17 protein-coding genes are annotated in these 20,632 nt (G+C 71.9%); 6 read left to right on the forward strand and 11 right to left on the reverse strand.

Features of this window, described 5'->3' with window-relative positions:
- Positions 1-54 precede the first annotated feature (54 nt).
- The 3 genes from FPZ41_RS27170 to FPZ41_RS27180 form a co-directional block, all read right to left on the reverse strand.
- Entirely contained in the window at positions 55-1,296 is a 1,242-nt protein-coding gene (locus FPZ41_RS27170) for a D-alanyl-D-alanine carboxypeptidase family protein (protein ID WP_152866296.1), read from the reverse strand.
- A gap of 233 nt (positions 1,297-1,529) precedes the next feature.
- Entirely contained in the window at positions 1,530-2,531 is a 1,002-nt protein-coding gene (locus tag FPZ41_RS27175) for an aldo/keto reductase (RefSeq protein ID WP_152866297.1), read from the reverse strand.
- A 61-nt stretch (positions 2,532-2,592) separates the two neighbouring features.
- The gene (locus tag FPZ41_RS27180; protein WP_152866298.1) at positions 2,593-2,919 is read right to left on the reverse strand and encodes a nuclear transport factor 2 family protein; all 327 of its coding nucleotides are present in this window, start codon (positions 2,917-2,919) and stop codon (positions 2,593-2,595) included.
- Positions 2,920-3,132: 213 nt separating this feature from the next.
- On the opposite strand from FPZ41_RS27180, the gene FPZ41_RS27185 reads away from it, so the two are divergent.
- From FPZ41_RS27185 to FPZ41_RS27200, 4 genes are all read left to right on the forward strand, one after another.
- Positions 3,133-3,690 (forward strand): DoxX family protein, encoded by a 558-nt coding sequence (locus FPZ41_RS27185; RefSeq protein WP_322620795.1) that lies wholly within the window; start codon positions 3,133-3,135, stop codon positions 3,688-3,690.
- Between the two features lie 57 nt (positions 3,691-3,747).
- Entirely contained in the window at positions 3,748-4,104 is a 357-nt protein-coding gene (locus FPZ41_RS27190; RefSeq protein WP_152866299.1) for a MazG-like family protein, read from the forward strand.
- 69 nt (positions 4,105-4,173) lie between these two features.
- Positions 4,174-4,695, forward strand: coding sequence for a hypothetical protein (locus FPZ41_RS27195; RefSeq protein WP_152866300.1), 522 nt, complete (start codon positions 4,174-4,176; stop codon positions 4,693-4,695).
- 21 nt (positions 4,696-4,716) lie between these two features.
- Entirely contained in the window at positions 4,717-5,568 is an 852-nt protein-coding gene (locus FPZ41_RS27200; protein ID WP_152866301.1) for a TIGR01458 family HAD-type hydrolase, read from the forward strand.
- 15 nt (positions 5,569-5,583) lie between these two features.
- On the opposite strand, the gene FPZ41_RS27205 is transcribed toward FPZ41_RS27200, so the two are convergent.
- The 5 genes from FPZ41_RS27205 to FPZ41_RS27225 all read right to left on the reverse strand — a co-directional run bounded on the left by FPZ41_RS27205 (position 5,584) and on the right by FPZ41_RS27225 (position 14,971).
- Complete coding sequence (locus FPZ41_RS27205) at positions 5,584-6,897, reverse strand: TIGR02679 family protein (protein WP_152866302.1); 1,314 nt, start codon at positions 6,895-6,897, stop codon at positions 5,584-5,586.
- Complete coding sequence (locus FPZ41_RS27210) at positions 6,894-11,189, reverse strand: TIGR02680 family protein (RefSeq protein ID WP_322620792.1); 4,296 nt, start codon at positions 11,187-11,189, stop codon at positions 6,894-6,896. Before FPZ41_RS27210 ends, FPZ41_RS27205 begins: the two co-directional genes overlap by 4 nt.
- Positions 11,186-12,619: a TIGR02678 family protein gene (locus FPZ41_RS27215; RefSeq protein WP_228023007.1), complete on the reverse strand. Its 1,434-nt coding sequence runs from the start codon at positions 12,617-12,619 to the stop codon at positions 11,186-11,188. Before FPZ41_RS27215 ends, FPZ41_RS27210 begins: the two co-directional genes overlap by 4 nt.
- A complete protein-coding gene (locus FPZ41_RS27220) occupies positions 12,619-14,379 on the reverse strand; it encodes a TIGR02677 family protein (RefSeq protein ID WP_322620793.1) in 1,761 nt (586 codons plus the stop codon). The genes FPZ41_RS27215 and FPZ41_RS27220 overlap by 1 nt, the downstream gene beginning before the upstream one ends.
- Positions 14,380-14,449: 70 nt before the next feature.
- On the reverse strand, positions 14,450-14,971 hold the full coding sequence (locus FPZ41_RS27225; protein WP_152866303.1) for an ATP-binding protein: 522 nt from the start codon (positions 14,969-14,971) through the stop codon (positions 14,450-14,452).
- A gap of 147 nt (positions 14,972-15,118) precedes the next feature.
- Here FPZ41_RS27225 and FPZ41_RS27230 point away from each other — a divergent pair, with 147 nt between their 5' ends.
- Both FPZ41_RS27230 and FPZ41_RS27235 read left to right on the forward strand, forming a co-directional pair.
- On the forward strand, positions 15,119-16,066 hold the full coding sequence (locus FPZ41_RS27230; protein ID WP_152866304.1) for a helix-turn-helix domain-containing protein: 948 nt from the start codon (positions 15,119-15,121) through the stop codon (positions 16,064-16,066).
- Positions 16,063-16,266 carry a DUF397 domain-containing protein gene (locus tag FPZ41_RS27235; RefSeq protein ID WP_152866305.1) on the forward strand — a complete coding sequence of 68 codons (204 nt, stop codon included), beginning with the start codon at positions 16,063-16,065 and terminating at the stop codon, positions 16,264-16,266. Before FPZ41_RS27230 ends, FPZ41_RS27235 begins: the two co-directional genes overlap by 4 nt.
- Here the strand turns inward: FPZ41_RS27235 and FPZ41_RS27240 are convergent.
- From FPZ41_RS27240 to FPZ41_RS27250, 3 genes are all read right to left on the reverse strand, one after another.
- Positions 16,263-16,952 carry a response regulator transcription factor gene (locus FPZ41_RS27240; RefSeq protein WP_152866306.1) on the reverse strand — a complete coding sequence of 230 codons (690 nt, stop codon included), beginning with the start codon at positions 16,950-16,952 and terminating at the stop codon, positions 16,263-16,265. The two genes, FPZ41_RS27235 and FPZ41_RS27240, sit on opposite strands and share 4 nt — an antisense overlap.
- Positions 16,949-18,187: a sensor histidine kinase gene (locus FPZ41_RS27245; protein ID WP_152866307.1), complete on the reverse strand. Its 1,239-nt coding sequence runs from the start codon at positions 18,185-18,187 to the stop codon at positions 16,949-16,951. The genes FPZ41_RS27240 and FPZ41_RS27245 overlap by 4 nt, the downstream gene beginning before the upstream one ends.
- A 135-nt stretch (positions 18,188-18,322) precedes the next feature.
- Positions 18,323-20,632 carry an MMPL family transporter gene (locus FPZ41_RS27250; protein ID WP_322620794.1) on the reverse strand — a complete coding sequence of 770 codons (2,310 nt, stop codon included), beginning with the start codon at positions 20,630-20,632 and terminating at the stop codon, positions 18,323-18,325.

Consider the following 20,632-nt stretch of genomic DNA (forward strand, 5'->3'; position numbering starts at 1 on the left):
GCCGCAGACGGGGGCGGAGGCGGTAGACGGGGGCGGAGGCGGCCGGGCCGCGGTTCAGCGCCGGTGTCGGCCGCCGCTCGCCCGGCTCGCTTCCCCGCGCCTGCGGTTGCGCAGTGCGTACACCCCGGCGCCCAGCAGGGCGGCCGTTCCCGCTGCCCCCTCCGCCAGCCTCCACGGCGAGGGACCGGCCGCGGCGCCGGCCGCCGCAGCCTTGCCCGCCTTCCGTGCGGGCGCGTTCGTGGACCCATCCGGCGCCCCGCCCTCGCTGACCGGCACGACCAGCGTGCCGACGGGCTCGGCGCGCCCGGCCGCCCGGAACCCCCAGTCGAGCAACGCGGCCGCCTCCTCGTACACGCCGTTCCCGGCGAGCCGGGGATTCAGGACGGTGACGAGGAGGGTGCGGCCGTCGCGGGTGGCGGCGCCGGTGAAGGTGTTGCCCGCGTCGCTGGTGTAACCGTTCTTGACGCCGATCACGCCGTCGTACACGGGCATCCCCCATGCGCCCGTCAGCAGGCGATCGGTGTTCTGGATCTGGAAGGTCTTCCCGCCGCCCGCCGGGAAGTCGGCCGTCTTCGTGGAGCAGTACGAACGGAAGTCGGCGTTCCGCAGCCCGTGGCGGGCGAACAGCGTCAGGTCGTACGCCGAGGAGAGCTGCCCCGGGTGGTCGAAGCCGTCCGGGCTGACCACGTGTGTGTCCAGGGCCTGGAGGTCCTTGGCCCTGTCCTGCATCTGGGCGACCGTCCTCGCGACACCGCCGTTCATATGGCTCAGCACGTGCACCGCGTCGTTGCCCGAGCGGAGGAACACGCCCTGCCACAACTGCTCGACGGTGTACGTGATGCCGGCCTGGATGCCGACGAGGCTGGAGCCCGCCGGGATGTCGGCGAGGTCGGCGGCGGTCACCTTGTGCTTCGCGGTCCGCTCGAACCTGGTCAGCACGGTGTCCGCGAAGAGCATCTTCAGCGTGGAGGCGGGCGCCAGCCGCCGGTGCGCACGATAGGAGGCGAGCACCTCGCCGGTCTTCCCGTCGGCCACCAGCCAGGCACGGGCCGTGACGGCGGGCGGCCTGGAGGCACCGCTCACCTGGACGCCGTCACGGGCCAGCCGTTCTCCGCCGACGACTGTTCCGGCCGTTCCGGCTGTTCCCGCTGTTCCGGTCGCGGTGGCGGCCGAGGCGGGCGCGGCCGCCACCAGGGGCAGGGCCGCGGCGAGGCCGAGGCCGAGGGCAGCACGGCGGGACACCTGAGCGGTACGCGGGCCGGTGGTACTCGGGGGATGCGTTGAGGATGCGCGCATTCGGGGAACCGTACAAGGCGATCTACGGCCACCGACAAAGGTGAGGTAAAGGGACGGCCATGACCGGGGCACGGAAAAGAAAAGGCAGGTGACGTCGGCCGACGGGCCAACGGACCAACGGCCAGCCCCGACAAGGGCGCCCGGGATGTAGCGTGTGGCCCTGCTCGGAGGGCTGTGGAGTGAGCAGGACCTCACACTCTTGCTGTCGACATTCGCGCTGTCGACCGGGTCGCTCAGCGGCCGAGCGCCTGCTCCACCTCCGCCATCTGCTCGGCGGTCAGCGGCCCTTTCGCGAGGGCGCCCGCGTTCTCCTCGGCCTGGGCGACCGAGCGGAAGCCGGGGATCGGGACGGTGAGGGGGCTGCGGGCCCACAGCCAGGCGAGCGCGCCCTGCGTGAGCGTACGGCCCTCGCTGGTGAGGATGTCCCGCAGCGACTCGACGCGCCGCAGCCAGTCCGCGTCGGCGCCCGTGCCCTCGGTGAACCCGGGCAGCCAGGCGGGCGGCGCACTGCGGATGTCCCCGGCCTCCAGCGGTGTGCCCGCGGTGTGCTTGCCCGTCAGCAGCCCCATGGCGAGCGGGCTGCGGTTGATGCTGGCTAGGTTCAACTCCTCACAGAGCGCGACGAGTTCGGGAGCGTCCTGCATCAGGTTCATCGCGTGCTGCACGGCCGTGCAGTGCGGGCCCTCGGCGAACACGGCCGCCCGCTCCGGGTCGTCGGTGCTCCAGGCGTACGCACGGACGAGTCCCTCGCGGACGAACTCCTCGCACAGGTCCCGCAGTTGAGCGGCGCGCTCGGGGTCGCAGTCGCTGATGTGGAGCTGGTAGAGGTCGATGTGGTCGGTGCCGAGGCGTTCGAGGGAGGCGGTCAGCGCCCGGCGAGCGTGGGCCGGCGAATCGTCCTGTCCAACGCGGGTCCGGGTGCCCTCGTCGAAGACGTTGCCCCACTTGGTGGCGATGACGACGTCGTCCCGGCGCTTGCCGAGAGCCCTGCCGAGCAGCCTCTCGCTGTGCCCTGTTCCGTAGGCGTCGGCGGTGTCGAAGAAGGTGACGCCCAGGTCGAGGGCGCGCCGGATCGCCCTTACGGACTCCTCGTCGTCGACCTTGCCCCAGCCCAGGGGCTGCCCGTCGGGGGACCACCACTCCCCGCCGATGGCCCAGCAGCCGAAGCCGAGGGCGCTGACCTGGATGCCGCTGCGTCCGAGGGTGCGTGTCGCCTTGTGCTCGATGCTCTCCATGCCTGAGGACGGTAGGAGTTGATGTGCACTCGAACGCAAGGCTCGATTCCGGACGGCGAGTTCAGGCCTGACCCGTCTCGAAGCGGGTGATCCTGCCGTCGTCGCCCACGGTGAAGCTCCACCTCGTGCGCATCTCGCCCCAGGTGTCGTTGCTGTAGCGGGCGATGAGGGCGAGGCCACCCCTGGACTCGTTGTCGACGTCCATGTGGCCGTGGGTGGAGAAGATCTCCTGTTCCGTCCAGTCGTCGAGGTCCCGGTCGGAGCCGTCGTCGGACATGGTCGCGCCCGGGGCGAGGAGCGCCTGGAAGGCGTCGCGGTCATGCGCGTTCACGGCGCTGACGAAGGCACGGACCGTGGGGTCCTTGAGCCTGGCTACCTGAATCGTCATGCCCGCCAGCCTCACAGCGGAGCCGGGGTCCCACCACCCGGGAGGTCCGTACGGGAGGCCTGTAGGCGTGGCGACACCCGATCGGCCGCGCGGAACGGCCGGGGAGGGTCATCGGTGCGACGGTGGAGACGAGACGCGGGAGGGGACGCCGGAGAACAGGTGACCAAGATGACCAAAGCGCACACCACGCACAACAGGCACGCCATGCACAACGTGACCACTTTCGACCGACGCGACCTGGGACTGCTGCTGCTCCGGCTGGGCACGGGCGGCGTGCTCGCCGCGCACGGCGCGCAGAAGCTCTTCGGCTGGTTCGGCGGTGGCGGCATCGGAGGCACGGGCGCGTTCATGGAGTCCGTCGGGTACACGCCGGGCAGGGCGAGCGCGACGGCAGCGGGGCTCGCCGAGGCGGGCGGCGGCACGCTGCTCGCGCTGGGCCTCGCGACGCCCGCGGCCGGCGCGGCCGCCGCCGGCGGGATGACGGGCGCCGCCGCGGTGCTCAAGCCCAACGGGTTCTTCAGCCAGCAGGGCGGCTACGAGTACCCGGCGACCCTCGGCCTGGTCGCCGCCGGGCTCGCGATCGCGGGACCGGGCCGGCTCTCCCTTGACCACGTGTTCGGGCACGTCTTCGACCGCGACTGGATGGTCCCGACGGCGCTGGCCACCACGGCGGCGATGGCGGCGCTGGTCGTGGGGACACGGAACAGGCGGGTACGCAAGGAGAAGGACAGCGAGGGCGAGAGCGAGCAGGAACCGCTGTTCGAGGAGTGAGGAGCGGCTGGGGGGGCGCGTCTGCCGGCCGTGCGTGACCCGTGGCAGTCTGCGCCCATGAGTAATCCTCTCGAACCGGACACCCGCGAGCCCGACCTCTGGGAGTCCATCGCCCTCCTCCAGACCTGGCTGGACGAGAACCGCCGTCACGACGGCCAAGAGGCCCTGCTGCTACGGATGCTGAAGCTCTCGGAGGAGGTCGGCGAGGTCGCCCAGGCGGTCATCGGCGCGACCGGCCAGAACCCTCGCAAAGGAACGACCCACACCTGGGACGATGTGCGGGCGGAGCTCTGCGACGTGATCATCACGGCTCTGGTGGCCCTGCGTACGCTCACTCCCGAGGCCCGCGAGGTGTTCACGGCCCACTTGGCGGCCGTCACGGAACGTTCGCTGGGCTCTCCCGAGGGGCGGTGAGCGATCCCTCGGGGCGGCGAGCGATCCCTCGGGGTGGTGAACGATGCGCGATGCATGATGATGATCGCCATGTCCGACAACGCCCTCTGGATCGCCTCCCTCACCGCCGGCACCGCCGTGCTCGCCAGCTGGGTCACGAGCTGGGGCACCACGCGCGCGGCCCGTATCCAGGCCGACACCGTGACGACGGCCCAGCGCGAGGAGCGGCGGCGGGAGGCACGGCGCACGGCATACGCGAACCTCATCGAGCAGGCGCAGCGCATGGGCGACCTGTACTGGAAGGTGACCCACGCGCATACCGACGGCACCGAGGCGGACCGGGCCCGCCTGGTGGAGCTGCGCGAGCGCCAACGGGACGAGTACGGCAAGCTCCGGCACTGCGTGTGGATCGTGTCCCTTGAGGGCCCGGAGACGGTCGCCTACGCGGCCGACACCCTTCGCCACGCGACGACCCCGCCGTACCGCGCGCTGGAAGCCATGATCGAGGGCGATCCTTCCGCGGCCGACCGGTTCGAGGCCTGTCGCGATCCGTTCTGGCAGTCCGTCATATCCTTCGCCGCCGCGGCACGCGAGGTACTCCGGCAGACGTAGGCAAGCGGTTATCGTCCGCGCATGGAGAAGGAGTCGGCACGCTCGGCTGGTCCAGCCCGTTCGGTCCGTTCGGTCCGTTCGGTCCACGCGGTCCTGATCGACATCGACGGCGTCCTCACGGTCTCGTGGAAGCCGCTGCCGGGTGCGGTGGAGGCGCTGCGACACCTGCGGTCCCGTGGCCTGAAAGTCATCCTGCTCACCAACACCACGTCGCGCACCCGTGCGTCCATCGCCGACACCCTGGCCGGGGCGGGCTTCCCGGTGGCGGCGGAGGACATTCTCACGGCACCGGCGGCGACGGCCGCGTACCTGGCGGAGCACTTCCCCGGCGCGCGGTGCTCCCTCCTGAACAGCGGTGACATCCGTGAGGACCTCACGGATGTGGACCTCGTCGACGCCGACGACACCGAGACCGTGCCGAACGTGGTCGTGGTGGGCGGCGCGGGCCCCGAGTTCGACTACGCCGCACTGAACCGCGCCTTCGGTCACCTCCAGCGGGGCGCGAAGCTCGTGGCCATGCACCACAACCTCTACTGGCGCACTGACCAGGGCCTGCAACTGGACACGGGCGCCTTCCTGACGGGCCTGGAGAAGGCCGCCCGCACAGAGGCGGAGATCACGGGCAAGCCCGCCCCCGCGTTCTTCGAAGCCGCCCTGTCCCACCTCGGCGCCGAGGCCGGCCAGGCGCTGATGATCGGCGACGACATCGAGTCCGACGTGCTGGCGGCCCAGCGCACGGGCATCACCGGCGTCCTCGTCAGGACGGGCAAGTACCAGCCGGAGACCCACCGGGCCGCGAGCGCGGAACCGGACCATGTGCTGGACTCGTTCGCGGATCTTCCGGGGCTGTTGGAGTCCGTCACCGGGAAGTAGGGGTTCCTCGTCCAATTACCCGAGGTCGTCCAGGAGGAGGTCCAGCGCCGCCTCCTCGTGCAGGGCGATGCCCAGGGACGTCATGGCCGGGGCCAGTTCCGCGTCCCACGTCGCCTCGACCGGTGTGCCGCTGAGCGGAAGCGGTGGTGTGCCCTGTAGTTCCGCGCGGGTCGCGAGGTACTCGTAGTCGCCCGCCGTCATGCGCCACGGCTGCGCTCCGTAGCGCCCCATGACGCGGTTGGCCAGAGCGATGCCGGGCCAGTCGAAGTCGCCGTGGTAGACGAAGGCGCAGTCGGTCGCGGCCAGCGTGTCGAGGAGGGTGAGGGCGACCGTCGTCGCGCTGCCCGAGGTGCAGATCAAGGGTGCGGTGCGGGCGGCCTCCGCGGCGGCTTCGACGACTCGCGGGTTCTCGCAGACGTGGATGCGGGTGCCTGGGGGCAACTCCAAGTGCAGGGTGCGTAGTTCGCGCAGGGTCAGGTGCGTCTCCAGGTGGTGGTCGGCGCGCTCGCGCAGGGCTGTCTCCTGCCAGGTGCCGCCCGTGGGGCGCAGGCCGTAGGTCAGGACCGTGCTGGAGACCTCGTCCGGCGTGACCGAGGCCCGGCGCCACAGGGCACGGCGGCCCGGAGCGTCGGTCGGGAACTCGACGCCCTGGGCCAGCGCTATGCCGCGCAGGACCAGGCGGGCCAGGAGGGTGCCGTCGTCCAGGCCGTGGGCCGAGCCCGTGGTGCGTGTGGCGAGTTCGCCTCGGCCCCAGGTGGCGGGTGTGGGTTCGGGTCTCACGCCAGGGAAGAGGATCGCGAGGGTCTGGATGGCCTGAGTGACGGTGGTGTGCGCGGTGGTGGACGGCCGGCGGGTGAGTGTGCCGCTCCGCCGTAGCTCCTCCAGCCATCGGCCGACCCAGGGGTGGTCGTTGAGGGGAGTGGCGGCCATCGTCGTCTCCGCCGTGGTCCACAGGCGGGTGCGTTCGGCCGCCGCCGCGTCGCGGGCGGCACGGCGGTCGGTCAGGGGAGGGCCCAGTTCCGCCAGCGTCGCGGTCAGGCCGCGGCCGACCGCGCTGGCGCGCAGGCGGGCGTCCAGGTCCGGCAGACGGATCGTCACGGCGGGGGTGGTGAGCGGTTTCCCGAGGAGGAGGGACAGCGCCTCGCGCTCCCGCGCGTCCAGGCTCTGGAGCCTTACCGTGCCGGTCGGCTCCAGGCCGTTGCGTTCCAGGCGTGCTCGTACGACCGCCCAGAGGCGGGTGAGACCCGGGCGGTTGAGGAACGCCAGACTCTCGGCAGCTGGTTCCTGTGGTTCCTGTGGTTGTGGTTCCTGTGGTTCCTGTTCCGTCATACCGACATCAGGCGCCTCTGTCGTCCGTTCCATGTGTAGTGGAGGGTCGCCACGCCCCGTACGTGCGGGTCGCGCAGGCACTCGTAGATGTGCAGGGACGGTACGTCGGGCCAGTTGCCGATCAGGCGCTCGCTGGTGAGGACGAAGTCCAGGTCCAGATCGACCAGGATGCGGCCGAGACGGGCGTGGGTGGGCTCGTCGACCTTGGCGAAGGCGTCGTCCAGCAGGATCAGCCGGGGTGCGTGCGGGGCCGCTTCCGCGAGGCTCGTGAAGTGGGCGGCCGCGGCGGCGAAGAGGACCAGGTACGACAGGACGCGTTGCTCGCCCTGGCTGAGGCCGGTGCGGCCGGAGAGTTTGCGGCGGCTGCCCGGGGCGGCGTCGTTCACGACCCAAGGGGTGAAGGTGAACCAGTCGCGGTAGTCGAGGGCTGTGCGCAGGTGGGCCGCGTATCCCGCGCCCGGGTCGGCGCGGCGGGCCTCCTCGATACGACGCTGGAGTACGTCACGGAGCCGCTCGGACTGCTCGCGGGTGCGCAGGCCCGAGGGGCTGCGCAGGAGGTCGACGGCCGCCTGGACGTCCGCCTCCACGCCGTCGGCCAGCTTCCAGTCGAGCGTGACGCCCAGGCCGTGTGACGTACGGACCGTGGACAGGGTGGCGTTCAGCGCGGCCACCAGTGCGCCTGCGGCCAGGACCTGGGAGGACAGATGGTCGCCCAGCTCCCCTGTCAGGAATCGCTGGAACACCTCGCGCTCGCGTTCCGTCAGCCGTTCGCGGGCCTCTGCCGCCTGGGCGGCGATGCGTTCGCCCACCACGGCGATGTCGTGCGGGCCGTGGTCGTCGACGAGGCGGCAGACCTTGATGCCGTCGTGTTCTTCGAGCGTGGCGTCGTAGCCGCCGGAGAGCTGGTCGCGCAGGTCCGTGTGACGGTTGAGGAGGGTGGTGTCCGAGATGTCGCGTCGCGCCGCGTCGAGGCGGCTCCGTACTGCCTCCACCAGCCTCCGCAGCGAGGCCTCTTTCGCCTCGCGTGCTGCCTCGCGTGCTGCCTCACGTGCCTCCCCAGTCTCTCCCGTCTCTCCCGTCTCTCCCGCCGCTCTGACGGCCTCTCCCGCCTCACCCTCCGTCGGTACGTCGAGGCCGGCGCCCCTCGTCACGCCCGGCAACGACAGCGCCGCACGCAGGCGCCTGCCGCTCGCGACCGCCGCGTCCTCCTGCGTCGCCAGCGCCTCGCGCCGTACCCTCTCGTCCTCCTCCGCGCGCACGCGTTCGTCGTGTGCGGCGCTCACGTCCCGCTGGATGCCGGGAAGTTGGCGCCGCACCGCCTCCAGGCGGCGTTTCGCCTCGGCCTCGCGGGCGAGGATCTCCTGTTCCGACGCTCCCAGGGCCTCCTCCAGGCCACGGACCGTGCGGCGGGCGGCGTCCAGGCGGGCGAGCGGCTCGGCGTAGTCGGACTCCGCTTCCCGGCGGGACGCCAGGGCGCGCTCGTAGCCTTCGCGCCCCTGACGATGGGCGTCGGCGGAGAAAGTGACCGCGCGTAGCCGTCGCCGGAGGCGTTCTGCGCCCGTGCCGAGGCGGTCCAGGGCGATGCGTACGGAGTCGAGTGCGGCCGGGTCGGCCGGGAGGTCGTTCGCGCTCGCGGTCGCCTCGGCCTCACGCCGGGCGGCGACCGCGCGGGCGCGCGCCCGCTCCGCCTCGCGGGCGGCCGTGGAGGCCTTGCCTGCCAGCGCCTGTGCCGTGCGTTCGGCTTCGTCCGCGCGGGCCCATGCGTCGGTCAGGCCGCGTGCCGCGGGCGGGTGGCTCAGGACGTCGGCCACCTGGGTGCGGTGCTCCGTCAGCATCCGCAGCCTCGTCTCCTGCTCGGCCAGCTTCTCCCGCACGTCCGTGAGTTGCCGTTCGAGTTCGGCGAGAGCCCGGCGTCGTGTCCCGGCGCGTACTTCCGCGCCGACGTACTCGGCGGTCTGCTTGGTGTGACGGCCGCGGGCGACGCCCAGCTTCCAGTAGCCGTCGGTGCCGATCGCCGAGTCCGTCGTCGTGTCCGTCACCTCCGAGGTACCAATGACCCCCGAGGTACCAACAGCGTCCTCCGTCACCAGGGCCACCGCCCGCAGGACGCTCTCGACCTGCTCGGCCGTCACCCCGCTGTCCGGTGCCGCGACCGGGCGCAGCACCTCGGCAAGCGTGTGACCGGCAGGCGTGTGCCCTGCGAGCGCGTCTCCGGCAGGCGGTGCGCCGGGGGCGAGGAGGGTGTCCCTCGCGGACGCGTCCAGGACGGTGCCGTCGGCGCACACCCAGGCGTCCAGCAGGCCGCTCGCTTCGAGTGCGGCTTCCAGGCCCACCCGGTCCGTCGGCCGCACGCCCTCGGCGAAGTCCACGAGACGGTACAGGGGTGCGCCGGTACCGGCCGTACGGGGCGCCGAACGGTGGGGCGGGGGCGCGGGCGAGGGGTCGCTGCGGCGTTCCCAGTCGTTCCGTTCGCGCTCCAACCGGTCCTGCTCGGCGGACAGTTCGTGGATCTCCACGGCGCGTGCGTCGCGCTGTCCGCCCAGTTCCGCGAGCCACGGGTCGACGGCCTGACGGGCGGCCTCGGCCACCTCGTCGGGGACGTGGGAGGGCAGCGGGCCCTCCGCCGGGTCGTGGGCGGTCAGGGCGTGTACGGCGTCGAGGGGCACTCCGGTGAGGCTGCGCAGTCGCTCCGTCCAGATGCGGACGACTTCCGCGTAGGCCTCGCCCTCGCGTGCCGTTTCGTCCCGGCGGCGTCCGGCCCGCGAGCGCGCCTCGTCCGTCTGCTCCTCCAGGCGCTCACGGGCGGCGTCGGCCTCCTGGGCCTCGCGCTGGGCCTGGCGTGACGTGTCCATGAGCGCGGCCAGTTCGGTCACGGCTCGGGTGCGGTTCCTGATCACCGGTCCGGCGGCGTCCAGTTGGGCGTCCCAGGCGTGCAGGGCCCCGGTGCAGACGTCCGTGTCGACGGTCAGCACCTCGCTGTGACGGACGAGGTGGAAGTCGCCTTCCGGGGCGGTCAGTTCGGCCGCCGCCGCGGCCGTCACCGAGGTGAAGGGGACCTCCGCGGGCTCTCCCACGTGCGCGGGGTCGAGCCCCGACCGCTCCGCCTCCCGCAGCAACTCGCCGTGGGCCGTACGGAGTTCGGCCAGGTCGTCGCCGAGTCGTTCGGCTTCGTCGGTGAGACGCCGTCCGGCCTCCTCCTGGCTGCTGTGGGCCTGGCGCAGGGCTTTGAAGGCGGTCGCCGCGGCGCTGTGCAGGGCGGTCACGGTGGCGCGCTTCTCGGCCAGTTCCCGCAGGCCGCGGTATGCGGCACTGTCGTGCAGGGCAGCGAGGTCCGTCTCCGCTGCTTCCGACTCGGCCTTAAGGACCTCCAGACGAGCGGCGAGTTCCTCCTCGCCCCTGAGGAGCTCCGCCGCTCTCTTCGCCGCCTCGCCCGCCGCTCGTCGGTGCTCCGCCAGCCGTTCCAGTTCGCCGCTCACCTGGTCGGTCCGGCGGCGCAGCGCGCCGTGCAGGTAGCCGCGGTATCCGGTGAGGAAGGTCCCGAGCGCCTCGTCTGTCCGCTCCAGGCGCCCGAGGTCGGTCCGTACGGCGTCGAGGTCGTCGAGGTTGCGGGCCACGTTGTCCACGATCTCGTCGTCCAACGCCGGCAGCGTCTCCGCGAGGACGGAGACCAGTCCGCCGGAGTCGATGCGGTCGCCGATGGTGGGGCGGCGCAGGCGGTGCAGCAGGTGGAGCAGGTTGCGGTAGCGCGCCGGGTCGGTCAGGCCGAACAGATGGCGGGCGACCCGGGCCCGGTGCTCCACGGCACGGTCGGTGACGTTCTCCGCGCCGACGAGCGACTTGAGCTGGTCGACGGGGAGCGGCTGCCCGGCGGGGGCCAGGTGCAGGTCCTCGCCCACCCGCAGCGCGGTGACGAAGAAGACCGGCTTGGCCGTCCTGGTCGACTGGGAGGCGCGGATGGCCGCGCCGAGGGTGAGGTGGTGCTCGTCCCCCGACTCGTCCGTGCGCGCGAACTCCACCCACAGGTAACCCAGCCGGTTGGTCTGCTCGAAGCCGTCGAGCATCAGCCACAGGAGCGTGGTCCTGCCGGTGCCGGTGGCGTCCAGGGCGCGGGCGTCCCCGTCGAGGAGGTACGGCAGCAGCATCTCCAGGGCCTTGGACTTGCCCGCACCGTTCTTGCCGCGCAGCAGCAGACGTCCGTCGCCGAAGGAGAACTCCTGCTCGTCGTACTGCCAGACGTTCCGGATACCGGCGCGGTGCAGGCGGTAACGGTGCGGGGACGGGGGGCGGTTCACCGGGGCGGCTCCTGGGTGACGTGGTCGGCGGTGTCCGCTGTGGAGGGTTCGGTGTGGTCCGCTGCGGACGGATCGGCGTCGTCCGCTGCGGACGCTTCGGCGTTGTCCACGGCGGACAGTTCGGTACGGGACGTGACGGCCACCGTGGTGGCGAACCGGGCCGCCCCGGCGAGCAGCACCCAGCCTCCGGCACCGCCCGTGCGGTCCGTGCGGTCCTGCCCTCGGGCGCCCGAGACGTCCGTGACGGACCGGCCGTCGGGCGCGGCGTCCTCGTACCCCTCGGGCAGGCCGTGCCCGTCGGCGCGCACCGGGCCGGCGGGCGCCACCAGCCGCATGCGGACCAGGAAGTCCAGGACGGCGGCGAGCAGTCCCTCCCGGTCCTCCAGAAGGCCGCGCCGCCAGTTGCCGCGCCGGCCGTACTCCTCGATCAGCTCGTCCAGCAGTTCCGGCAGCAGCCCGTCCGGGACGGGTACGCCGATGACGAGCCGCCCGCCGGCCGCGGGGTGGCCCGCGTCCTCCGGACGCAGCCGGTCGACCAGCCGTCCCGCCAACAGCAGCGCCGCCTGCGCGACGGTGCCGGTGCCGGGCAGGTGCAGATCGGTGAGGTCACCGTCCGGGTCGACCAGGGCGATGCCCTCGGCGCGGATCTCGGCCTCCAGGCCCAGCAGTTCGGAGAAGGCCTGGGACTCGCGGCGCTGCCGGGTCCGCAGCCATTCGCGCTCGGCGCCGGTGAGGTCGTCGAGGTGGACGACGGGGGTCTCGACGAGGCGCCTGCGGACGTACGTACGCGGCCCGCCGAAGCCGGGGTCGGCGGCGCGGCGTACGAGATCCGCGCCGTCGCGGCTCTGGGCCAGCGGACCGGCGACGACCGCGCGGGCGATGTCGCGGTCCACGGACAGCAGCGCCTCGCCGCCCCGCTCCTCGGCGACGGCCGAGACGTGGCCCTCGGTCTCCGCCAGGACACCCCAGTCGACGAGCTGCCGCAGCGCGGCGGCGAGGGTGCGGCGCTCCGCCTGACGTCCGGTGTCGCTGATCTCGATCCCGGCGTCCACGGCCGCGGCCCTCAGGTCGGCGACGAGCTGGGAGAGCAGGATCTGTTCCGGGGCGGTGACGAGGACCGAGAGAGCGAGGGTCAGGTAGGCGTACGTCCGTGGAGTGAACGGCGTCCCGGTCGACGGCCGCTCCAGGCGGTGACCCGAGCCGGGGCCGAGGCCCGCCTTGAACAGGCGGGCGTACGACGCCTCGACGAGGAGCCGGTAGCCGAACACCTGCTGGAAGCGCTGGGCGAGCCAGTCGGCGTGGCGCCGGATCAGCGGGAAGGTGTCGCTGTACGGGCCGTCGCTGGTGACCAGGGGGTGGGCCAGCAACAGACGGGCGGCGGTGCGGCGTTCGGCGGCGAGGGCCACGTCGTGCGTGGAGGGCAGGACCATCAGGCGCTCGCCTCCTGGGCTGCGGGAACGTCGTCGACTGCGGGAACGTCGTCGGCAGCCGGAGCCCCTTCGGCAGCGGGCAGTGCGGCGCTCTCGACGACCAGAGTGAGGTCGTCCGCCGTCAGGTCGCCGTCCGCGGAACGCAGGACCGTGTGCCTGCCCGGAGTGCGCCATGCCGTCAGCCGGATACCCAGGTCCGCGTCGCTCGCCTGTGCGCCGTCGAGCAGGAAGCCGTCCGCGCCACCCGGACCACCCGTATCCGTGCGCAGCTGGGCGTTGCCGAGGGCCGTGGTGAGGAGTTCCAGCAGCAGTCGCATGGCCGCGGAACCCAGCCTGACCTGGTCGAACCGTCCGGAGGCGCTGCGCAGTTCGGCGGCCGCGGCCTGGCGGGCGGCGGCCTGCTCGCGTGCCTGTTCCATGAGGCGGCGCTTCTGCTCGCCATGGTCCTCCGCCGCCGCCGCCCGCCCGCGCGGCGCCCGGCTGCCCCGCTCGCGCAACGCCACCGGTACGTCCACGACGGGTCCCGTCCACCAGCTCACATACGCCGGCACGGACTGGTCGGGATCCGGCGCCACCCCCAAGTGCCGTGCCCCGTACAGCCCGAAGGCGGCCACGGCGATGTCGTGGGCCTCCTCGGGCTCCGCGGCGTCGAACCAGGCCGCGAGCCGGAGCAGGTCCTTACGGCGGGACATCTCCCCCGACGCCGAGCGCAGCATCCGTTTGGCGTTGGCGAGCAGCGACTGCAGGGCGCGCAGGGTCGCGTCCCGGAGCTGGTCCACCTGGCTGCCGTGCCCGTCGGTGTCGGCGAACCAGTCGCGCAACCCCTCCCAGTCCGCCAGGTCCCGCCCCCGGCTGCGCTGCACACGTGTCCCGGGCAGCGCCTCGGACAGCGCTCCGAGCGTGCCGAGAGCGCCAAGTCCTGCCGCGTGTACGTCGATCCGGCCCAGCAGCGCGGGCAGGTGAGGCCAGATCACCTTCAGATGTGCGGCTATACGCGGGGCCCGGAAGGACACGTCCTCCGTGATCGCCTCCACGTAGTCGAGCAGCAGCTCCTTGAACCCCTGGTACTCGGCGCCGTCGAGGTCGTACCGGGCGAGCACCTGCCCCAGGTAGGCGTAGAAGTCCCGTACCGATTCGGCGAATTCGGCGAACTGCACGAACAGCGTGCTGATCTTCTCCAGCGCCTGCTGCGGGTCCGCGCCGCCCGGCGCGCCCACCATGGCGGCGATGTCGCGCAGCCCCCGGTCGACCAGCGTGAGCAGCTCGCTGCTGACCTCGCGAGCGGCGTCCGCTCCGGCCAGCACCTCGTCCGCGTCGCGCTGGACTCGCTCCCCCAGCTTGGACAGCTGGTAACGGGACCGCGAACGCTGGTACTCGGCGATGCTGGTCGCCCTGACGGTGTGCGTGCTGCGCAGCAGATTGCCCCAGTGCACGAGCTTCTCGAGCCGTGCGGTGAGCGTCTCCGCGTCGAGCGCCGCCCCGGGGTTACCCGGGTTTCCCACGTCGCCCGCACCGCCCGGGTAACCCGCACCGCCCGGGTCGCCGGCCCGGGCCAGCTTGGCGAGCACGTCGGGTACGGCCAGGTCCGCGAGCAGGGTGCCGCAGAACACCCGCATCACCGCGACGTACTCCAGGCGCTCGGGTGCGCTGAGGTAGGCGTACGCGCTCAGCCGCTGCCAAGCCTCGCCGCCGCTCCCCCGGTCGGGCGGGTCCTCGTGCAGTTCGTCCACCTCCATGCCGCCGAGCGTACGGACCGCCACCGACACTCCGGAGGAAGTCGGGGAAAACGGGCCACTCACGGGGCCTGCCCGAACTGGTCACAGCCTGGGGTCACGCCTCGGGGACCACGTACTCCGCCCAGATCGTCTTGCCCGGCCCGTCGGGGCGCGGGTGCCAGTCCCACCGTGTCGCGAGGTGCGACACGAGGAGGAGACCGCGGCCGGTTTCCCCCAACTCCTCGATTCCGGCGCCCTCGCGGGTGACGGCCGGGTGGGGCGGAAGGCGCTCGGCGCGGGTGTCGGTGACGTCGACACGGGCGGTGGCCGTGCCGGTGGCGCGGCTCAGGATCAGCCTCAAGTGGAAGTCCCGCCCGGAGACGTGGCCGTGCCGCACCGCGTTCGTCGTCAACTCCGCGGTGATCAGCACGATCGCGTCGTGCGCCTCGGTGCCGTACGCGATACCCCACTCGTCCAGCCGGACAGCCGCCAGGCGGCGGGCGAGCCGGGCTCCGCGGGGTGTGGAGGTGAAGCGCATGTCGAAGGTCTCGTCGCGCGGATCGGGAACGTGACCCAAGTGCGGGGTGCGGGTCCTGAGTTGGGCGGTGCTGGTGGGGCTGCCGGGGTTGGTCGTCATGCCGACCACGCTGCCGTTGGTCGCGTAGCGTGACCAGTGGTGACGCACCGACGCGAACCTGCTGTACGCGCGGTGTGTGCACAGGTACGAGGCGCGCGGCGTGACGGCGTTCCCTGCGGGGGCGTTGGTCCTGGGAGGCGGTGTTCGATGACGGAGCGTACGGGTGCGGAAGCGGGAACAGGAACGGGAACGGGAACGGGAACGGAGTCCGTACCGGGCGATGACGGTGGAGCGGTCGTGAACCTCGGGGACGGCTGGGAGAGCGACGACGGTGCCGGCCGACGGCCCGAGGACGGGGCCGGGCGGGGCGTGGTGACGGCGTTCGGGCAGACCATGAAAACGCTGCGGGTGCGGGAGGGGCTGGAGCGCGAGGAGTTCGGGAAACGGCTCGGGTACTCGGCTTCCACCGTCGCGTCGTTCGAGCAGGGGCGGAGGATTCCCTCCCCCCGGACCATCGAGCGGGCGGACGAGGTGCTGAGGGCTGGCGGGTTGCTGTGCGTGTGGAAGGAGGAGGTGGAGCGGGCGCAGTATCCCGTCTTCTTCCAGGGTATGGCCGCCTTGGAGAAGGAGGCCATCGAGCTGCTCATGTACGACACGCTTGTGGTCAACGGCCTTCTCCAGACCGAGGAGTACATGCGGGCACTGCTTGGCATGCGCCGTCCGCCGCTGGATCCCGAGACGATTGAGCAGCGGGTCATTGCGCGACTGGCCCGCCAGGACATCCTCGACCGACGGCCTGCGCCACTGTTGAGTTTCGTGCTGGACGAGTCGGTACTGCGGCGCCCGTACGGTGGCAAGGACGTGTTGCGGGGACAGTTGGAGCATCTCTTGCTCATCGGCCAGAAACGAAACGTCGAGCTCCAGATCGTGCCGCTCGCCTGCCAGGAAAGCGCAGGCGTGGACGGACCGTTCACGGTCGTCACGCGGAAGGGCGGCAAGAAGTTCGTGTACGCGGAGGCGCAGGGAACGAGTGCTCTTCAGACTGACCCGGATCAGGCGGCTCTCGCCGCGGCACGCTATGGGATCATCCGATCGCAGGCTCTCACTCCGCGAGAGTCACTGGAGTTCATCGAAGGGGTGCTGGAATCGCTATGAAGAACGCTGAGCCCTCGACCGTTGCATCCGGCCTCGCCTGGTTCAAGAGCAGCTACAGCGGTGCCGAGGGCGGCCAGTGTGTAGAGGTCGCTGCCGATACGGCAGTTGTGCACGTCCGGGACTCAAAGGCCGCCGCCGGGCCCGTCGTCACGGTGTCGCGTGCGGCATGGGCGGGGTTCGTCGGGTTGGCCTCGTCCTAGCGGGGTCGGTTGCCGGAGGACGCGGGGCGTACCAGTCCGCACTGGTAGGCGATGACGACGAGTTGGGCGCGGTCGCGGGCGCCGAGCTTGGTGAGGGCGCGTTGGATGTGGGAGCGGACGGTGAGGACGCTCAGGAAGAGTTTCTGCGCGATCTCGTCGTTGGACTTGCCCTCGGCGGCCAGGACGGTGACTTCCCGTTCGCGTGGGGTGAGTTCCTCCAGGCGTTCCGGGGGTGCCAGAAGGCGGCCCGGGGCGGGCGCGGTGAGGAAGCGGTTGATGAGGGCGCGGGTGGCCCCGGGTGAGAGAAGGGCCTCGCCGGAGGCGATGGTGCGGATGCCGGCCAGCAGGGCGTCCGCGGTGACGTACTTGCCGAGGAAGCCGCTCGCGCCGGCCCGCAGCGCCTTGGCCACGTACTCGTCGGTCTCGAACATGGTGAGGATGAGGACGCGGGTCGTGGCCAGTTCGGGGTCGTCGCAGATGGTGGCGGTGGCGGCCAGGCCGTCCGTGCCGGGCATGCGGATGTCCATGAGCACGATGTCGGGGCGGTGGGTGCGGGCGAGGTCCACCGCTTCCTGACCGCACGCGGCCTCGCCGACCACCTCCATGTCGGCGCACGAGTCGATCAGCAGCCGGAACGTGCCGCGCAGCAGAGCCTGGTCGTCGGCGAGCAGGACACGGATGCTCAACGGGTTGCCTCGTCTTCTTCCAGAGGTTCTTTCAGAGGTTCCTCCAGAGGTTCTTCCGGAGCGTGGGGGTGGAGTGGGAGAGCGGTGGTGACTTCGAATCCGCCGTCGGGGCGCGGGCCGGCGTGGAGGTCGCCGCCGACGGAGTGGGCGCGTTCGCGCATTCCCATGAGGCCGTAGCCGCCGCCGGGCACGGTGGGCGTGGTGGCGGTGCCGTCGTTGGTGACCGTGATGAGCAGGCGGGAGCCGGAGTAGGCGAGCCGGACGTGGGCCGCGTGGTCGGACGCGTGCTTGGTGGCGTTGGTGAGAGCTTCCTGGATGATCCGGTACGCCGTAAGGTCCACGCCCGGCGACAGGGTCTGCGGCTCGCCCTCGGTGGTGACGGTGACATCGAGGCCGGCCGACTCGCACGTGGAGATCAGCTCCGGGAGGCGGTGCAGGCCGGGTGCCGGTTCCAGGGACTCGGAGTCGGGGTCGCCCGCCTGGCGCAGGACTCCGACCGTGGCCCTCAGTTCCAGCAGGGCGGATGACGTGGTGCTCGCCAGCTGGGCGAGGATCTTCTGCGCCTGCTCCGGCTGCGTGGGCGCGAGATAGGCGGCGGTGCCGGCCTGGGCGTTGGCGACGGCCATGTGGTGGGCGACGACGTCGTGGAGTTCGCGGGCGATGCGCAGGCGCTCCTCGGCGACGCGCAGGCGCGCTTCCTCCTCACGGGTGCGCTCGGCGTGTGCGGCGCGGGCGTGCAGGGACTCCAGATAGGCGCGCCGGAGCTTGGTCTTGCTGCCGCCGACCAGGGGCAGCATCAGCCACAGGACGGGGCCGAGCGTTCTGGGCACGAACAGTTCTCCCGTGGGGACGGCGATCACGGCCGTGATGACCATTGCCGCGATGGTCGTGTAGCCGTAGGTGCGCGTGGTCTTCGAGTCGGTGAGGGAGGCCAGCCAGAAGAGGGCCGCCATGACCGGTGCCAGCAGCAGGGGGCTGAGCAGGTATCCCAGCGCGGCCATCATCACGGTGCAGGTCGCGGTCACCGCGACCACGGCGCGCGGGTGGGTACGGCACTTCAGCACGGCGACGCAGGAGACGGCCGCGAGGAGCCTGATGGGCCACTGGTACTGCTGCACGGTGCCGGGCGCGCTGATCAACGCGCCGAAGTTCGAGCAGGCGAACATGGCGAGGACCAACGCCACGTCGACGGCACGGGGGTGACGCTCCGTGTAGCGCTCCAGGCTGGTGGTCATCGTCTTTCTCCGGAGGACGTGCGGGCCACGGGGACGGCCGCACCGGGCGTGCGCGGTCGGCCCGCAGGGGCCGCCAGAGGTCTATGGGCCGCCCGAGGTCTTCGTCTCGGGCGGCCCTGGGACTCGGTTGCCTGGTCAGATACGGGTCTTGGCAGGCTCGTCCAGTGTCGCGACCGGGGCCGGGACCGCGGCGTCGGCGTCGGCGTCGATGCCGGTGCCGGCGTCGCTCGGACGGTGGCTGAGTGCCTCGCCCTCCACGTCGACGACGGGAAGGATACGGTCCAACCTGCGCGGCAGCCACCAGGCCCGGTCGCCCAGCAGGCCGAGGACCGCGGGCACCAGCGCCATCCTGACGACGAAGGCGTCGAGGAGCACGGCGGTGGCCAGGCCGAACCCGATCATCTTGATCATGGAGTCGCTCTCACCGATGAAACCGGCGAAGACCGCGATCATGATCAGGGCGGCGGCGACCACGACCCGGGCGCTGTGCCGGAATCCGGAGACCACCGCTTCCCGGGCGGTCTCCCCGTGGACGTACGACTCGCGCATCCGCGACACGAGGAACACCTCGTAGTCCATGGCCAGGCCGAACACGATGCCCACCAGGAAGATCGGCATGAGGCTCATGATCGGTCCGGTCTGCTCCACGCCGAACAGGCTCGCGGCGTGACCCTCCTGGAAGACCACGACCACCGCACCGAGGGCCGCCAGGACGGAGAGGAGGAAGCCGACGGCGGCCTTGAGCGGGACGAGGACGGAGCGGAAGACGATAAGCAGGAGGATGACGGCCAGGCCGACGATGGTGATCAGATACGGGACCAGGGCGGCCTGGACCTTCTCCGCGATGTCGATGTTCAGCGCCGTGGTACCGGTGACCTCGAAGGTCGCTCCGGTCGCCGACTCGGTCGCGGGGCGCTCGTCGCGGATGGTCTTGACGAGGGTCTTGGTCCTCTCGTCGGTGGGGCTGGTCGACGGGGTGGCGCTGAAGACCGCGGTGTCACCGGCCTCGTTGAAGTGCGGTGGGGCGACCGAGACGATGCCGTTGGTGTCGGCGATCTTGTCGCTGATCGCCATGACGGCCGCCTTGGGGTCGGCTGCTCCCTTGGCGTCCGCCACGATGGTCAGCGGGCCGTTGAAGCCTGGCCCGAAGCCCTCGGCGAGCGCGTCGTAGGCGCGGCGCTCCGTGGTGGAGGTCGGCTTGGCCTCGTCGCCCGGCATGCCCAGCTGGAGGCCCGTCATCGGTACGGCGAGGGCGCCGAGGCCCAGGACGCCCAGGAGCAGCACGGGCAGCGGACGGCGCAGCACGAAGCGGGCCCAGCGGGTGCCCAGGTTGTCGGCACTCGTCCGGGCCCCGGCCTTCTCGCCCCGCTCGGAGCCCTTGCGTATGGCGCCCTTGCGTATGGCGCCCTTGCGTATGGCGCCCTTGCGTGCGGCGCGAGGCAGTACGGCGTTCGGCCAGAAGCCGAGGAGGGCGGGTACGGCGGTCAGGGCGACGAGTACGGCGACGACGACGGCTCCGGCAGCGGTCAGACCCATCTTGGTGAGCGTGGGGATGCCGACCACCGCGAGGCCCGCCAACGCGATGACGACCGTGAGTCCGGCGAAGACGACCGCCGACCCGGCGGTGCCCACGGCCAGCCCGGCCGCCTCCTGCGGATCACGGCCCTTGGCGCGTTCCTCGCGGTAGCGGGAGACGACGAACAGCGCGTAGTCGATACCGACCGCGAGGCCCAGCATCATCGCCAGGGTGCCGGTGCTCGTGGACAGGCCGAGGGCGTCGCCCAGCAGCGTGATCGTGAACATGGTGACGGCGACGCCGATGACGGCGGTCAGCAGCGGCAGCCCGGCGGCGACCAGCGAACCGAAGGTGACCAACAGCACCACCGCGGCGACCAGGACGCCGACGATCTCGGCCACGCCGCCGGGACCGCCGCCGCTGTCCATCGCGGACCCGCCCGCCTCCACCGTCAGACCCGCATCGCGCGCATGGTCGGCGGCCCGCTCCAGCGCCGTACGGCTGCCGTCGGTGACCTCGGCGGCCTTCACCTTGTACGTGACGGTCGCGTACGCCGTCGAGCCGTCCTCGCTCACCGCTTTCGCCTGGAAGGGGTCGGCCGCACCGGCCACCTGCGAGCCGCCGGCCAGGGCGTCCACCGTCTCCTCGATGGCCTTCTTGTTCTCGGTGGCGGTCACCTTCTGGCCGTCGGGGGCGACGAACACGAGCCGGGCGGTGGCACCGTCGGCCGCGGCGCCGGGGAAGCGCTCCTCCATGAGATCGAACGCCTTCTGGGACTCGATCCCCGGCATCGAGAACTCCTCGTCCGAGGTCCCCGGTGCCCTGAGCGCGCTCAGCCCCACACAGGCCAGGACGCCCACCCACAGCAAGGCGACGTACCAGCGCCGCCGGAAGGCCAGACGGCCCAGTCGACAGAGAAAACCAGCCAC

This window comes from Streptomyces acidicola (genome assembly GCF_009377235.1).
GTDB classification, from domain to species: domain Bacteria; phylum Actinomycetota; class Actinomycetes; order Streptomycetales; family Streptomycetaceae; genus Streptomyces; species Streptomyces acidicola.

Excerpts from the sequence above, each read along its gene's own strand:
- FPZ41_RS27170 (WP_152866296.1), bottom strand. The coding sequence starts at position 1,296 with ATGCGCGCATCCTCAACGCATCCCCCGAGTACCACCGGCCCGCGTACC.
- FPZ41_RS27175 (WP_152866297.1), bottom strand. The coding sequence starts at position 2,531 with ATGGAGAGCATCGAGCACAAGGCGACACGCACCCTCGGACGCAGCGGC.
- FPZ41_RS27180 (WP_152866298.1), bottom strand. The coding sequence starts at position 2,919 with ATGACGATTCAGGTAGCCAGGCTCAAGGACCCCACGGTCCGTGCCTTC.
- FPZ41_RS27190 (WP_152866299.1), top strand. The coding sequence starts at position 3,748 with ATGAGTAATCCTCTCGAACCGGACACCCGCGAGCCCGACCTCTGGGAG.
- FPZ41_RS27195 (WP_152866300.1), top strand. The coding sequence starts at position 4,174 with ATGTCCGACAACGCCCTCTGGATCGCCTCCCTCACCGCCGGCACCGCC.
- FPZ41_RS27200 (WP_152866301.1), top strand. The coding sequence starts at position 4,717 with ATGGAGAAGGAGTCGGCACGCTCGGCTGGTCCAGCCCGTTCGGTCCGT.
- FPZ41_RS27205 (WP_152866302.1), bottom strand. The coding sequence starts at position 6,897 with ATGACGGAACAGGAACCACAGGAACCACAACCACAGGAACCACAGGAA.
- FPZ41_RS27215 (WP_228023007.1), bottom strand. The coding sequence starts at position 12,619 with ATGGTCCTGCCCTCCACGCACGACGTGGCCCTCGCCGCCGAACGCCGC.
- FPZ41_RS27225 (WP_152866303.1), bottom strand. The coding sequence starts at position 14,971 with ATGACGACCAACCCCGGCAGCCCCACCAGCACCGCCCAACTCAGGACC.
- FPZ41_RS27230 (WP_152866304.1), top strand. The coding sequence starts at position 15,119 with ATGACGGAGCGTACGGGTGCGGAAGCGGGAACAGGAACGGGAACGGGA.
- FPZ41_RS27235 (WP_152866305.1), top strand. The coding sequence starts at position 16,063 with ATGAAGAACGCTGAGCCCTCGACCGTTGCATCCGGCCTCGCCTGGTTC.
- FPZ41_RS27245 (WP_152866307.1), bottom strand. The coding sequence starts at position 18,187 with ATGACCACCAGCCTGGAGCGCTACACGGAGCGTCACCCCCGTGCCGTC.